Source organism: Pseudoduganella sp. R-43 (assembly GCF_049913255.1).
GTDB lineage: Bacteria > Pseudomonadota > Gammaproteobacteria > Burkholderiales > Burkholderiaceae_D > Rugamonas.
On sequence record NZ_CP183988.1, the window covers coordinates 1,273,497 to 1,287,941 of the forward strand.

Below are 14,445 nucleotides of genomic sequence, written 5' to 3' on the forward strand. Positions count from 1 at the left end.
CGCGTCGTGCTACTTAATACAATTTAAACGAACTCAAGAATGTATCAACCGTATCCGCATCAAAATGTTTCTGGTTCCCCAGAATGACGACCTGATATACGCGTTTATCCTTCGCCAGGAAGCGGCCATGCATGGCCAGCGGGGCGCCATTGGGCGCGGCGCCGCGTGCTTCCACTTCAAATGCACCGTCCCTGGTGCTTTCCTTGGTAATAGTACCGCCGATATTGCGCACCATGGCAAGCCTCATCGCCTGCACGGCCTGCGCGGCCTTGGCTGCGTCCGGTAGCTCAGCGGTGCCGACGGCAAACATGGTGCCTTCGACTTCCGCTGCGGACATGGTCATCTTCACTTCCTGGCCATCGAGGTTGACGGTGCGGGTGTAGGTGGCGGCTTTGCCGGGCAACATGACGGTGTATGGCGCGTCGGTGCTACGGAAATCGCGCCAGTCGAATTTTGGGCTGCAGGCTGCGAGCGTGCCTGCAGCGAGCAGGGCTGCGAGGGCTTTGTCCAGGGTGAGTTTCTTCATAAGCCGAATGTTAGCACCTCGCGCGCCGCTCACACTCCGCCGGGACCCATGCCCGGACCCATGCCGCCGCCAGGTGGAGGCCCCATGCCTGGCCCGCCTGGCCCGCGCATGCCGCCTGGCTCGTGGTCTGGGCCTCCTTCGCGACGTGGCCCGGGCGAGCTGCCGAAACGGTAGGACAGGCCGACGTAGATGATGCGACCGTCGAACTCGCGCAGCGAGCGTTCGCGCAGTGCATAGGTGTCCGTGACGGTCGACATCTTGTTGCTGTTGAAGACGTCGGTGGCATTGACCATCAGGGCCAGTTGCGGCGTGATGGCGTGGCGCCAGGTCAGGTTCAGCGTGGTGTTCGGCTCGCGGTAGCCCTGGCCAGTCAGCATCTTGCCTTGCGCCTGCACTGCCGCCTGCAGCATGTCGGTGCTGGTCGCTTGCCAGTTCAGGCGCAGGCGGCCGCTCAGCGAGGAGGCCGTGCGTTTGGTCTGGTCGCCATTCATTTCGAGCACGCTCTGTTCGAAGCGCGCTACGTTGCCGCTCAGGTTCAAGGCAAGCGTTGGCAACAGCTTGCCGGTCAGCGTGAATTCCATTCCGCCCGAGCGGGTACTGCCGGCATTTTCGCGGGTGGTCAGCAGCACCGTGTCGCTGATGAAGTATTTGCGGTCCAGGATGGAATCGGTCTCGTCGCGGTAGTAGCCGCGCAGGTTGGTCTCCAGGCCGAACATGCGGGTCTCGTAACCGAGTTCGAAGGAATCGGTTTGGGCTGGCTTCAGCTTAGGGTTGCCGGAAGAGACGTTCAGTTCATCGCGGTAGACCACGAAAGGATTCAGGTCCTGCGCATTCGGGCGGCGCAGGCGATGCGCGTAGGCGAAGCGCATTTGCGAGTTTTCGCCCATCTTGTAGGTGGCGAAGAAGCTCGGGATCAGGTTGGTGTAGCTGTTGCCGGCGACGACCTGGCTGGTGAGCTGGTCAATCTCCATTTCGGTATGTTCGGCGCGCAGGCCGGCCATCAGTCCCCATTGCTCGTTGAGGCGCATCTGGTAGGAACCATAGGCGGCGTAGATGGTTTCCTTCATATCGAAGGCATTGCTGCGCAAGGCGTTAGGCGAGCCTTCCTGCGTGATCGGGTCGATGTTGGTGTAATCGATGCTTGAATCGTTGCGGTTCTGGACGATCTTGTAGCCAAGCTTGGTCACGCCGCCGAACAGGTTTGCTTCGTAGTCGCCGGTGAAATCGATGATCTCGTTCTTGTTGCGGTTCTTCTGCGCGCTGTCGGACTGGCTGCCGACGGGCGGACGTACCACGTAGGTGTTGCGGTAGGTGTTGTCGGAATCGTTGGTGGCGGTCGACACGCGCAAGTCCATCTTGAAGCTCTCGCCCGGCGCATCGCCTTTGTGGTCCCAGCGCGCATTCCACGAGTAGTTCTTGCTCTCGCCTTCGCGCACGGTGCTGCGCAGGTAGTTGTCGGTGATGGCGCCGTCGGGATCGGCCGACAGATAAGTGTCGGACGCGCGCGCATCATTGGTGCGATGGGAGTACGCGACCTGGGCGCCGAGCGTATCGTTGGCGCCCAGATTGTAGGTGACGCCGCCGTTCAGGCCTGCATTGTCATTCAGCCCGTTTGACTGCGATTGCTGCTCGCTGTGCGACAGCGCACCGGTGCGCGGGTCGATGCGGTCTCGCACCGTTTCGCCAACGGAGTTGCGGCCGTCATGGCGCACGTTGATGCCGCCCTGGAAGCCCCACAAGCCTTCGTTGTAGGTGCCGGACAGCGCACTGTTGTAACGGCCTGCCGTGCCGTAGTTGGCGTTGGCCACGCCAAAGCCGCCGGGCTTGCGGGAGCGTTTCATGACCAGGTTGATGATCGGGCCGCCGCCGCCTTCGTTGCCGAACTGCGCGCCGGGGTTGTTGATCACTTCCACCGATTCCAGGTCTTCGGCCGGAATCGACTGCAGCGCCGGGCCGCGGTTATCGCCCTGCAGCATGGCCGATGGCTTGCCGTCGACGTAGACCTGCACATTGCTGCTGCCGCGCAGGGTCAGCGAGCCGTCCGGGTCGACGTTTACGGAAGGCACGTTGTTCAGCGCATCGGCGGCGGAGCCGTTGCTGCTAGACGCGTCGGATTTCACATCGTAGACCTGGCGGTCGATGCGGTTGGTCGGGCGCTCGGCGGCCACCGTCACGCTGGCGATATTGCCTGCTTCAGGCGGGACTTCCTTTCTTACGGTTGCTGGCGCGGCGTCGGCCTTGGCTGGCTGGGAGGTCTGGGCTTGGGCAGCGGCGCTGCCGCAGCACAAGATGATCAGGAGAGGGCCGGCGCAGTAGCGCGAGTAACGGTATTGGGTAGTCATGGTGGCGGCAATTCTAGCGAAGAAACCGCCGCTAAAACCACGCATTTACGTGGAATTACATTTGAAACTTAGAGTTGCCGAAGGGCGCGGCGCAAGTTGATCGCTTCGGAGACATGCTTGCTGCCGATCTGCTTCTGCCCGTCCAGGTCGGCCACGGTGCGGGCCACACGCAATACGCGGTGATAGGCGCGGGCCGACCAGTGCAGCTTGTGCATGGCCGCTCGCAGCACAGCCTGGCCGCTGGAATCCGGCTTGCAGAAACGGTCGATTTCCCGTGGCGTCAGTTGCTGGTTGGTTTTGCCCTGGCGGGCGATCTGGCGCTCGAAGGCCGCGTGCACCCGGGCTGCGATGGTTTCTGATAGTTCACCCACTGCGTCCGCTTGCAGGATGTCAGGTGGTACGGGGCCGACTTCGATCTGCATGTCGATGCGGTCAAGCAGGGGCCCCGATACGCGGCTTTGGTAGCGCAGGATCTGGTCGGGAGTGCATTGGCATAAACCGGCAGGGTGACCGAGGTAGCCGCAGGGACAGGGATTCATGGCGGCGATTAGCTGAAAGCGGGCGGGGAAGTCGGCGTGCCGCGTGGCGCGGGCGATCGTGACACGGCCCGACTCGAGTGGTTCGCGCAGGACTTCCAGCACACGGCGATCGAATTCGGGCAGTTCGTCGAGAAAGAGAACGCCGCAGTGCGCGAGCGAGATTTCGCCCGGCCGGGGCACGCTGCCGCCTCCGACCAGGGCCGCGCCGGACGAGGTATGGTGCGGCGCGCGGAAGGGGCGCACTTTCCAGCCTTCGACGGTGAAGCCGCTGATCAGGGATTGCACGGCGGCGGCTTCCAGCGCTTCGTCGTCGGTCATCAAAGGCAGCAGGCCGGCAAAGCGGGTGGCCAGCATGGTCTTGCCGGCACCGGGCGGGCCGACCAGCAACACCGAGTGGCGCCCGGCAGCAGCCACTTCCATTGCGCGCTTGGCGAAGATCTGTCCCTTGACGTCGGCAAAATCCGGAATCGATGGCGGCAGCGGCAAGGGCTGCGCCACGTGGCGGGGGAGGGCAAAGCTGCCATCGGGGTCGAGGCCGAAGTGGGCGCATACCTGCAGCAAGGTGGCGGCAGGGTAGATGCGCGCGCCTGCAACCAGCGCGGCTTCGTCGGCATTGGCGAGAGGAAGAATGAAGCCGCGGCCGGAGCCGCCGGCGGAGCGCTGCATGGCATATGTCATCGCCAGGGCGCCGCGAATCGGTCGCAGTTCTCCGGTCAGCGACAGTTCGCCGGCAAATTCGAATTGTTCCAGCGAGGAAGAAGGAATCTGGCCGGAGGCGGCGAGAATGCCGATGGCGATCGGCAAATCAAAACGCCCCGATTCCTTAGGCAGGTCGGCCGGGGCCAGGTTGACGGTGATGCGGTGCTGCGGCAGTTCGAAACCGGCGTTCGTGATGGCGGCGCGCACCCGGTCGCGCGATTCCTTTACTTCGGTGTCGGCCAGGCCGACGATCGCGAAGGCGGGCAAGCCGTTTGCCAGGTGGACTTCGACGCTGACTTCCGGCGCCTGCATGCCGGCCAAGGCGCGGCTCTTGATGACTGCGATGCTCATGGTGGCCTCCCGGTCTACGACATCGTAGGCCTCGGGCGCCACCGCCCGTTTGAGCTAGCGCAAGGGGATTACTTGTCGGCCAGCTTGGCTTCCAGTTCTGCCAGGCGCGATTCCATCAGGTCCAGCTTGGCGCGGGCCTTGGCCAGCATCTGGGCCTGGATGTCGAATTCCTCGCGGGTCACCAGGTCCAGCTTGGCGAAACCCTGGGTCATCATCGCCTTGACATTCTTTTCAATATCCTTGGCCGGCGAGTTTTCGATGACCTGGTTGACCTTCTGCTGCAGGTCATTGAAGAAGGCGTTCATGTCCATTTTTTTATTCCTGATGTGTGAGATTTCGCACCACAACGGTGCGGCTTTGGCTTTAAATGGTGCGGAAAGCTGTCTTAACTTCAACTCCTGCACGATTTCTAGCTGGCACGCAATCTGCTAATAAGCAAGAAAGCTATGTTTCAGACTGAATTTTAAACCGCAATAAAAGTTCACTCAAAAGGAAATCGCCATGATTCATAAGAGCAAGAAGCTGGGTCTCACCGCTGCAGTCGCACTCGCAATGGCAACGATGGGAACCGGCCTGGCCCAAGCGGCCGATGCCGCACCCGAGGCGAAGCCTGACAATGAGATCAGCTATAACGCGGCCGTCACCAGCGACTACCGCTACCGTGGTATCTCGCAAACCCGCCTGAAACCGGCGCTGCAAGGCGGCGCCGACTGGGTCAACAACCCGACCGGTTTCTATGCAGGCGCCTGGGCATCCACCATCAAGTGGGTCAAGGACGGCGGCGGTGATGCTTCGGTTGAAGTGGACCTGTACGGCGGCAAGCGCGGCGAAATCGCGCCTGGCGTCAGCTACGACGTGGGCTTCCTGGCTTACGTGTATCCATCCAACGACCTGCATCCGAGCGCCAATACCCGCGAGCTGTATGGCCAGGTCGGCTATGGCCCGGCCACCCTCAAGTACTCGCATTCGCTGAGCAACCTGTTCGGCTTCGCCGACAGCAAGCACAGCACCTACATCGACGCTTCCGTCAACCAGGAAGTGTATGAAGGCATCGTCCTGAACCTGCATGTTGGCCGCCAGAAGGTGAAGAACAGCAGCGCCTTCAGCTACACCGACTGGAAAGTCGGTGCCACCAAGGACTTCGGCGTGGCATCCGTTGCGCTGGCCTATATCAAGACCAACAGCGACGCTTATATCGCGCCGACCAATGGCAAAAACCTGGGCAAGGGCGGCGTGGTGCTGACCGTGTCCAAAACCTTCTAAGAGGCACTCGTATGAAAATGATTACCGCCATTATCAAGCCGTTCAAGCTCGACGAGGTGCGTGAAGCCCTGTCGGCGATCAACGTGCAAGGTATTACGGTGACCGAAGTCAAAGGCTTCGGCCGCCAGAAGGGCCACACCGAGCTGTATCGCGGCGCGGAATATGTGGTCGACTTCCTGCCAAAGACCAAGATCGAGGCTGCCGTTGACGACGCGATCGTCGACCAGGCCATCGAGGCAATCGAGAATGCCGCGCGCACCGGCAAGATCGGCGACGGCAAGATTTTCGTCTCGTCGCTGGAGCAAGTAATCCGTATCCGTACCGGCGAAACCGGCAACGAAGCACTGTAAGGGGAACCGTGATGCACAAGACCATTAAGAAATGGCTGGCGGGGGTGACTGTCCTGTTGGCTTTCAGCGCAGCTCTGCCTGTGCTGGCTCAAGATGCCAAGCCGGCCGAAGCGCCGGCTGCCGCTGCAACCGCTGCAGCACCTGCGGCCGCACCTGGCGTTGCGTCGGCTGATGCTGCCGCTGCCCAGGCAGCCGCTGCTGCGGCCCCAGCCGCCCCGGCTGCTGCGCCAGCCGCGCCGGTAGCGCAAAAGGGCGACACCGCCTGGATGTTCGTGGCGACGCTGCTGGTGATCATGATGACGATCCCCGGCCTGGCCCTGTTCTATGGCGGCCTGGTGCGCTCGAAGAACATGCTGTCGGTGCTGCTGCAGGTATTCTTTGTGTTCGCGCTGATCATCGTGCTGTGGTGCCTGTATGGCTACTCGATTGCTTTCACCGAAGGTAATGCCTTCTTCGGTGGCTTCAGCCGCTCGCTGCTGGCCGGCATTTACGACCCAGCCAAAGGTGCGTTCTCGGTGGCGGCGACCTTCAGCAAAGGCGTTGTGATCCCTGAGTTCATCTACGTCGCCTTCCAGGGCACGTTTGCCGCCATTACCTGCGGCCTGATCGTCGGCGCGTTTGCCGAGCGCGTGCGCTTCTCCGCCGTGCTGGCCTTCATGGTGCTGTGGTTCACTTTCAGCTACCTGCCGATCGCCCACATGGTCTGGTTCTGGACCGGTCCTGACGCGATCACCAACGCCGAGACCCTGGCGACCGAAACTGCGAAGGCTGGCTGGATCTTCCAGAAGGGCGCGCTGGACTTCGCCGGCGGCACTGTGGTGCACATCAACGCCGCTGTTGCAGGCCTGGTGGGCGCAATCATGATCGGCAAGCGCGTTGGCTACGGCCGCGACTCCATGGCTCCGCACTCGCTGACCATGACCATGATCGGCGCTTCGCTGCTGTGGGTGGGCTGGTTCGGCTTCAATGCCGGTTCGGCACTCGAAGCAGGCGACATCGCTGCCCTGGCGTTTATCAACACCCTGCTGGCAACCGCCTGCGCAACCGTATCGTGGGTGTTCGGCGAGTGGATCTTTAAGGGCAAGCCTTCCATGCTGGGCGGCGCGTCGGGCGCAGTGGCCGGCCTGGTGGCGATTACCCCGGCTTGCGGCTTCGTTGGTCCGATGGGTGCACTGGCGATCGGCCTGCTGGCTGGCATCATCTGCCTGTGGGGCGTGAATGGCCTGAAGCGCCTGATCGGTGCGGACGACTCGCTGGACGTGTTCGGCGTGCACGGCGTGGGCGGTATCCTGGGTGCGATCCTGACCGGCGTGTTCGCCGCACCATCTTTGGGCGGCCAGGGTGTATTTGACTACGTTGCCAACAAGGCAAGTGCTGATTACTCGATCAGCGGCCAGGTGATTACCCAGGCGACTGCCGTTGGCGTGACCATCATCTGGTCGGCTGTTGTGGCCTTTGTGGCTTACAAGCTGGTCGATATCGTGATCGGCCTGCGTGTGCCGGAAGAGGAGGAGCGCGAAGGCCTGGATATCACCAGCCACGGCGAATCGGCGTACCACGCTTGAAGTCCGGGTCAGGCACCCAACAAAACATGGCTGCGCCATGTCTTGTCAGGTGCCTGACCCATCGCACGCCCCCTTTCGGGGGCTTTTTTTTTGTTCCAAAGTATCTTTTAATTGGCGGTTTTGCCCCAAAATGGAGAGTCTGCAAATACCAACCCGCAAGGAAGTCACATGGTTCCCCATCTCGTCACGGCCCTGACCGGGCCGTTACTGGATCTTGAAGAAAAGATCATTGCCGCGACCCCAGCCATTGAACGGTGGTTCCGCCTCGAGTGGCAGGAGCATACCCCGCCGTTCTATGCCTCGGTCGACCTGCGCAATGCCGGCTACAAGCTGGCCCCGGTGGATACCAACCTGTTCCCAGGCGGCTTCCATTACCTGGCCAACGAAATGCTCCCCCTTTCGGTGCAGGCGGCCATGGCGGCGATCGACAAATACTGCCCGGATGCCCGCAACCTGTTGCTGATCCCGGAAATCAAGCCGCGCCACCCGACCTATTTCCAGGGCGTGGCGCGCCTGATGCAGATTTTCCGCCAGACCGGGCTGAATGTCCGTTTTGGCTCGCTGGACCCCTCCGTCACCCAGCCGACGCCGCTGGCGCTGCCTGACGGCAATATGCTGGTGGTGGAACCGCTGGTGCGCTCGCCGAACGGCCGCCGCCTGGGGCTGAAGGATTTCGATCCTTGCACCATCTTGCTGAACAACGACCTGTCGGCCGGTATTCCGGACATCCTGACCAACCTGCACGAGCAAAGCCTCTTGCCGCCTTTGCATGCCGGCTGGGCCGTGCGCCGCAAGTCCAATCACTTCAATGCCTACGATGAGGTGGCGAAGAAGTTCGGCAAGCTGATTGGCGTCGATCCGTGGATGGTCAACCCTTTCCACGCGAAGTGCGGGGCGGTGGACCTGGCGACCGGGGAGGGGCAGGAGTGCCTGGCGTCTTCGGTGGATGCGGTACTGGCCAAGATCCGTAAGAAGTACAAGGAATATGGCATTAAGGAAAGGCCGTTCGTCATCATCAAGCCGGATGCTGGTACTTATGGCAAGGGCATCATCACCATTCGTGACGCGGCTGAGCTCAAAGAGCTATCGGAAGAGCAGCGCGCGCGCATGACCGTGATCAAGGATGGCAAGGCGGTGACCGACCTGAATATCCAGGAGGGGGTGCCGACCTTCGAGAGCATCAAGGAGGCGTTTGCCGAGCCGGTTGTCTATATGATTGACCGCTATGTGGTGGGAGGCTTCTACCGCGTGCACGGCGAGAAGGGGCCGGACCAGAACCTGAATGCGCCGGGATCGCAGTTCGTGCCGCTGGCGTTCGCGCAGCAGCATGCGGTGCCGGACGTGAAGGCCAAGCCGGGGACTGCGGCGCCGAATCGCTTCTATGTGTATGGGGTAGTGGCGCGGCTGGCGCTGCTGGCGGCTTCTCTTGAGATGGAGCGTACGGATCCGGATCCGGAGGTTTACTAAAACCGGTAAACCGGTGTCAGACCCGCAGGGTCTGACACCTAAGACGCAGCCGCTGCTGGCAACGTGTCTGACCCTGTGGGTCAGACACGGTTTTACCGGTTTTAAGCTAGAATCAGTTGTTACATTTTTGGACTAATCCATGAAAATCGCCTTCCTCGCCGACCCGCTGTCCAGCTTCAAGATCTACAAGGACTCCACCTTCGCCATAATGGCCGAGGCGGCGCGCCGGGGACATGAGGTGTATGCCTTCCAGCAGCGCCACATGGCGCTCAAGGAGGGCAAGGTTACGGCCCATGTCTCGCGCATCGAGCTGACCGGCGACCAGCACGACTGGTACAAGGCGGCGCCTTCGGAAGACACCAGCCTGGCCGCCTTCGACGCGGTGATCCAGCGCAAGGACCCGCCGTTCGACATGGAGTACGTCTACGGCACCTACCTGCTGCAGCTGGCGGAACAACAGGGCGCAAAGGTCTTCAACAAGCCGTCCGCCATCCGCGACCACAATGAGAAGCTGTCGATCGCGCAGTTCTCGCAGTTCACCGCGCCAACCCTGGTGACCAGCGACGAAACCCGCCTGCGCGACTTCCAGGCCGAACACGGCGACGTGATCCTGAAACCGCTGGATGGCATGGGCGGCGCCGGCATCTTCCGCATCAAGGCTGACGGCCTGAACCTGGGCTCCATCATCGAGACCCTGACCCTGCATGGCGCGCGCACCATCATGGCGCAGCGCTACATCCCCGACATCGTCAAGGGCGACAAGCGCATCCTGCTGATCGACGGCAAACCGGTGCCTTACTGCCTGGCGCGCATCCCGCAGGCGGGCGAAGTGCGCGGCAACCTGGCTGCCGGCGGTACCGGCGTGGCCCAGCCGCTGTCGCAGCGCGACCGCGAAATCGCCGAGGCCCTGGGCCCGGAATTGGCTTCGCGCGGCCTCTTGCTGGTAGGATTAGACGTGATCGGCGACTACCTCACCGAGGTGAACGTCACCAGCCCGACCTGCTTCCAGGAGATCACCCAGCAGACCGGCTTCCAGGTAGCGTCCATGTTCATCGATGCGGTGGAAGCCCGGGCAGGCAAGCAAGGATAAACATGGTAGGGATTTTATTGATGACACACGCGCCGCTGGGCCAGGCTTTCCTGGCCGCCGCAGCGCATGTGTTCCGGGCCCCGGTTGAAAAACTGGAGGCGATCGACGTGGTGGCGGACCAGGACCTGAACGAAGTGCAGCAGCTGGCGCGCGAAGCCATCAAGCGTCTCGACACGGGCGCCGGTGTGCTAGTGATGACCGATATCAAGGGCGGCACGCCCGCCAATTGCTGTAACAAGCTGGCCGATGCGGGCCAGGTCGAGGTGGTTGCGGGCATCAGCCTTCCCATGCTGCTGCGCGCCATCACCTACCGTACCGATACGCTGGACGTAGTAGTGGAAATGGCCCTGGCCGGTGCGCAGAATGGCGCGGTCAAGGTCGATAACCGTATCCGAGTCAATTAAACAAACAAAACATGATTCAGCAAGAACTTGAAATTATCAACAAGCTCGGATTGCATGCACGTGCTTCTGCAAAATTCACCCAACTGGCAGCCAAATTCCAGAGCGATGTCTGGCTGTCGCGTAACGGCCGCCGCATCAACGCCAAGTCCATCATGGGCGTGATGATGCTGGCTGCCGGCAAGGGCGCCAAAGTCCTGCTGGAAGCAGACGGCGCCGATGAACAGGATTGCATCAACGCCCTGGCCGCACTGGTCAACGACAAGTTCGGCGAAGGCGAGTAAATGCGGGACGGCAGCCCGATGGCATCGTTCTCCCTTCACGGAATTCCGGTTTCGCGAGGCATCGCGATCGGCCGCGCGCACATCCTTGCGCCGGCGGCGCTCGATGTAAAGCACTATCTGATCTCCGAGGAGAACGTGGAAGCGGAAGTGAAGCGCCTGCAGCAGGCGCTGGCTGCCGTGCACCGCGAGCTGCAGACGTTGTGGAACGAGCTGCCGAAGGATGCCCCGACCGAGCTGGGTGCCTTCATCGACGTGCATGCGCTGATCCTGTCGGACCCGATGATCTCCGAGGCGCCGCTGGATATCATCCGCAGCCGCCACTACAACGCCGAATGGGCGCTGTTGACCCAGATCGACGAGCTGTCGGCCCAATTCGACGAAATCGAAGACCCTTACCTGCGGGAACGCAAGGCCGATATCCAGCAAGTGGCCGAGCGGGTGCTGAAAGTGTTGATGGGCAGCGAACCGCTGCTGCCAATGCAGGCCGAGCTCGAAGGCGATGAATTCCTGGCCAAGATGATCGTGGTGGCCCACGATATCTCGCCGGCCGACATGCTCAAGTTCCGCGACCGTTCCTTCATCGGCTTTGTGACCGATGTCGGCGGCCAGAATTCGCACACCGCCATCGTGGCCCGGTCGCTAGACATTCCGGCGGCGGTCGGCATGTCGCAGGCATCGACCCTGATCCAGCAGGACGACTGGGTGATCATCGACGGCGATGCCGGCGTGGTGATCGTCACCCCGAGCGCGCAAGTGCTGGAACAGTACCGCGAGCGCCAACTGGCCGCGATGCGCGCCCGCAAGAAGCTGGGCAAGCTGAAAAAGACCCCGGCCGTTACCAGGGACGGCACGCAGATCGCGCTGATGGCGAACATCGAGTTGCCGGAAGACTGCGAGCACGCGATGGAGTCGGGCGCCAACGGCGTTGGCCTGTTCCGTTCCGAATTCCTGTTCATGGGCCGCGATGGCGACATGCCATCCGAGAACGAACAATACGAGCAGTACACCAAGGCAGTGCTGGCCATGAAGGGGCGTCCGGTGACCATCCGCACGCTCGATATCGGCGCCGACAAGCCGCTGGACCAGATGGAGCACACCGCGCTCAATCCGGCATTGGGCTTGCGCGCCATCCGCTACTGCCTGGCCGAGCCGCAAATTTTCCTGACCCAGTTGCGCGCCATCCTGCGCGCCTCGGTGCATGGCAAGGTGCGCATCCTGATCCCGATGATGGCGCATGCCTTCGAGATCGACCAGTCGCTGGCCATGATCAAACGCGCCAAGGCGCAGCTGGACGAGGCGGGGGAGAAGTACGATCCTGAAGTGCGGGTCGGCGCCATGATCGAAATCCCGGCGGCCGCGCTGGCGCTGCCGATGTTCGTCAAGAAGATGGACTTCCTGTCCATCGGCACCAATGACCTGATCCAGTACACGCTGGCGATCGACCGCGTCGATTATGAAGTGGCGCACCTGTACGACCCGCTGCATCCAGCCATCCTGCAGCTGATTGCGATGACGATCGCTGCCGGCAGCAAGGCCGGCATCGAAGTGGCCGTATGCGGCGAGATGGCGGGCGACAGCAAGATGACCCGCCTGCTGCTGGGCATGGGCTTGCGCGAGTTCTCGATGCACCCGTCGCAGCTCCTGGCGGTCAAGCAGGAAATCCTGAACAGCGACCTGGAACAGATTGCGCCGCAAATGCGCAAGATCATGCGCAGCATGGACCCCGAAACGATTGCCGACGCAGTCAACGCCCTGCAAGCCCTGTAACACCAACTTTTTTACAACCGGATTCACATGCCTTCGATTGGAATCGTCTCGCCGCAGACCATGCACTTTGCGGAACCCCTTCAGCTACAGAGCGGAGCGTCCCTGCGCGACTACATGCTGATGTACGAGACCTATGGCACGCTGAATGCGGACAAGTCCAATGCGGTATTGGTGTGCCACGCGCTGAATGCTTCGCACCACGTGGCCGGCTACTACGCGGATAACCCGAAGAACGTCGGCTGGTGGGACAATATGGTCGGTCCGGGCAAGCCGCTCGATACCGACAAATTCTTCGTCATCGGCGTCAACAACCTCGGTTCCTGCTTCGGCTCGACCGGACCGATGCACGTCAATCCTGAAACCGGCAAGCCATACGGCGCCGCCTTCCCGGTAGTGACGGTGGAAGACTGGGTCGCCGCACAGGCGCGCCTGGCCGACCAGCTGGGCATCCAGCAGTTCGCCGCCGTGATGGGCGGTTCCCTGGGCGGCATGCAGGCCCTGGCCTGGTCCATCATGTACCCTGAGCGCCTGCGCCACTGCCTGGTGATCGCTTCCACGCCAAAGCTGTCGGCGCAAAACATTGCCTTCAACGACGTGGCGCGCCAGGCCATCCTGTCCGATCCGGATTACCACGGCGGCGATTTCTACGAACACAGCGTAGTACCCAAGAACGGCTTGAAAGTGGCGCGCATGATCGGCCACATCACCTATCTGTCGGACGACGATATGGCCGAGAAATTCGGCCGCAAGCTGCGCGACATCGCGGCCAGCGGCGGCGACTACAAGTTCGGCTTCGGCATCGACTTCGAGATCGAATCCTACTTGCGCTACCAGGGCGACAAGTTCGCCGAGTACTTCGATGCCAATACCTACCTGCTGATCACCAAGGCGCTCGACTACTTCGACCCGGCGCGCAAGTTCGACGGCGACCTGACCAGGACATTGGCGGGCACCAGAGCCAAGTTTTTCCTCGCCTCCTTCACCACGGACTGGCGTTTCTCGCCGGAGCGCAGCCGCGAGATCGTGCAGGCCTTGCTCGCCAACCGCCGCGAGGTGACCTACGCCGAAATCGATGCGCCGCACGGCCACGACGCCTTCCTGCTCGAAGATTCGCGCTACATGAACATGGTGCGCGCCTACTACGAGCAAGTGTGGAAAGAAACGAACAAGGAACAAGCAGCATGACTTTCGATGACCTGAGCAGCGCCCGTCCAGACCTGGCCTTCATTGCGCACTGGGTGCGCGAAGGCGCCCACGTGCTCGACGTGGGCTGCGGCGACGGCGTGATGATGGATTACCTGCAGACCGACAAGCGCTGCACCGGCTACGGCCTGGAGCTGGCGGACGACCAGGTGCTGGCGTCGACCCAGCGCGGCGTGCGCGTGATCCAGCAGGACTTCGAAAACGGCCTGGGCATCTTCGGCGACAACTCCTTCGATACGGTGTTGTGCCTGTCCTCGCTGCAGATGATGAAGCACGTGGAAGACCTGCTGCGCGACATCGTGCGCGTGGGCCGCGAAGCCATCGTGTCCTTCCCTAATTTCGCTTACTGGCCGCACCGCGTGGCGCTGCTGAAAGGCCGCATGCCGGTCTCCAAGTCGCTGCCCTACCAGTGGCACGACACGCCGAACGTGCGCTGCGCTACCATCTACGACTTCCAGGAGCTGGCGGAAGAAGTGGGGCTGGAAGTGATCGAATGCGTGGCGCTGGCCGAGGGCAAAACCGTCTCGGTACTGCCTAACTTGCGCGGCGACCTCGCCGTGTTCCGTCTCCGGAAAAAGCAATCCAGTTAAGCTGTGTT

The 14,445-nt window shown here is 61.9% G+C and carries 14 protein-coding genes; 10 read left to right on the forward strand and 4 right to left on the reverse strand.

Annotated features, from left to right (window positions below):
- Nucleotides 1–13: 13 nt before the first annotated feature.
- From ACN9M3_RS05930 to ACN9M3_RS05945, 4 genes are all read right to left on the reverse strand, one after another.
- Nucleotides 14–526: a hypothetical protein gene (locus ACN9M3_RS05930; protein WP_426168500.1), complete on the reverse strand. Its 513-nt coding sequence runs from the start codon at nucleotides 524–526 to the stop codon at nucleotides 14–16.
- Between the two features lie 29 nt (nucleotides 527–555).
- Complete coding sequence (locus ACN9M3_RS05935; RefSeq protein WP_426321157.1) at nucleotides 556–2,868, reverse strand: TonB-dependent receptor domain-containing protein; 2,313 nt, start codon at nucleotides 2,866–2,868, stop codon at nucleotides 556–558.
- Nucleotides 2,869–2,936: 68 nt separating this feature from the next.
- Nucleotides 2,937–4,457 carry a YifB family Mg chelatase-like AAA ATPase gene (locus ACN9M3_RS05940; RefSeq protein WP_426321159.1) on the reverse strand — a complete coding sequence of 507 codons (1,521 nt, stop codon included), beginning with the start codon at nucleotides 4,455–4,457 and terminating at the stop codon, nucleotides 2,937–2,939.
- A gap of 68 nt (nucleotides 4,458–4,525) precedes the next feature.
- Nucleotides 4,526–4,768 (reverse strand): accessory factor UbiK family protein, encoded by a 243-nt coding sequence (locus ACN9M3_RS05945; protein ID WP_057261060.1) that lies wholly within the window; start codon nucleotides 4,766–4,768, stop codon nucleotides 4,526–4,528.
- Between the two features lie 190 nt (nucleotides 4,769–4,958).
- Here ACN9M3_RS05945 and ACN9M3_RS05950 point away from each other — a divergent pair, with 190 nt between their 5' ends.
- The 10 genes from ACN9M3_RS05950 to metW all read left to right on the forward strand — a co-directional run bounded on the left by ACN9M3_RS05950 (nucleotide 4,959) and on the right by metW (nucleotide 14,437).
- Nucleotides 4,959–5,720 carry a TorF family putative porin gene (locus ACN9M3_RS05950; RefSeq protein ID WP_426168585.1) on the forward strand — a complete coding sequence of 254 codons (762 nt, stop codon included), beginning with the start codon at nucleotides 4,959–4,961 and terminating at the stop codon, nucleotides 5,718–5,720.
- 11 nt (nucleotides 5,721–5,731) lie between these two features.
- Complete coding sequence (locus tag ACN9M3_RS05955; protein WP_028102386.1) at nucleotides 5,732–6,070, forward strand: P-II family nitrogen regulator; 339 nt, start codon at nucleotides 5,732–5,734, stop codon at nucleotides 6,068–6,070.
- Between the two features lie 11 nt (nucleotides 6,071–6,081).
- Nucleotides 6,082–7,635, forward strand: a complete 1,554-nt coding sequence (locus ACN9M3_RS05960) for an ammonium transporter (RefSeq protein WP_426168588.1) — start codon at nucleotides 6,082–6,084, stop codon at nucleotides 7,633–7,635.
- A 168-nt stretch (nucleotides 7,636–7,803) separates the two neighbouring features.
- Nucleotides 7,804–9,102, forward strand: a complete 1,299-nt coding sequence (gshA, locus tag ACN9M3_RS05965) for a glutamate--cysteine ligase (protein WP_426321162.1) — start codon at nucleotides 7,804–7,806, stop codon at nucleotides 9,100–9,102.
- A 139-nt stretch (nucleotides 9,103–9,241) separates the two neighbouring features.
- Nucleotides 9,242–10,192: a glutathione synthase gene (gshB, locus tag ACN9M3_RS05970; protein ID WP_426321164.1), complete on the forward strand. Its 951-nt coding sequence runs from the start codon at nucleotides 9,242–9,244 to the stop codon at nucleotides 10,190–10,192.
- 2 nt (nucleotides 10,193–10,194) lie between these two features.
- A complete protein-coding gene (locus tag ACN9M3_RS05975; RefSeq protein ID WP_426168596.1) occupies nucleotides 10,195–10,596 on the forward strand; it encodes a PTS sugar transporter subunit IIA in 402 nt (133 codons plus the stop codon).
- An 11-nt stretch (nucleotides 10,597–10,607) separates the two neighbouring features.
- Complete coding sequence (locus ACN9M3_RS05980) at nucleotides 10,608–10,877, forward strand: HPr family phosphocarrier protein (protein WP_055928627.1); 270 nt, start codon at nucleotides 10,608–10,610, stop codon at nucleotides 10,875–10,877.
- Between the two features lie 18 nt (nucleotides 10,878–10,895).
- Complete coding sequence (ptsP, locus tag ACN9M3_RS05985; protein WP_426323695.1) at nucleotides 10,896–12,644, forward strand: phosphoenolpyruvate--protein phosphotransferase; 1,749 nt, start codon at nucleotides 10,896–10,898, stop codon at nucleotides 12,642–12,644.
- A 27-nt stretch (nucleotides 12,645–12,671) separates the two neighbouring features.
- The gene (metX, locus tag ACN9M3_RS05990; protein WP_426321167.1) at nucleotides 12,672–13,829 is read left to right on the forward strand and encodes a homoserine O-succinyltransferase MetX; all 1,158 of its coding nucleotides are present in this window, start codon (nucleotides 12,672–12,674) and stop codon (nucleotides 13,827–13,829) included.
- Nucleotides 13,826–14,437, forward strand: coding sequence for a methionine biosynthesis protein MetW (gene metW, locus ACN9M3_RS05995; protein WP_426168599.1), 612 nt, complete (start codon nucleotides 13,826–13,828; stop codon nucleotides 14,435–14,437). The genes metX and metW overlap by 4 nt, the downstream gene beginning before the upstream one ends.
- Nucleotides 14,438–14,445: the final 8 nt, after the last annotated feature.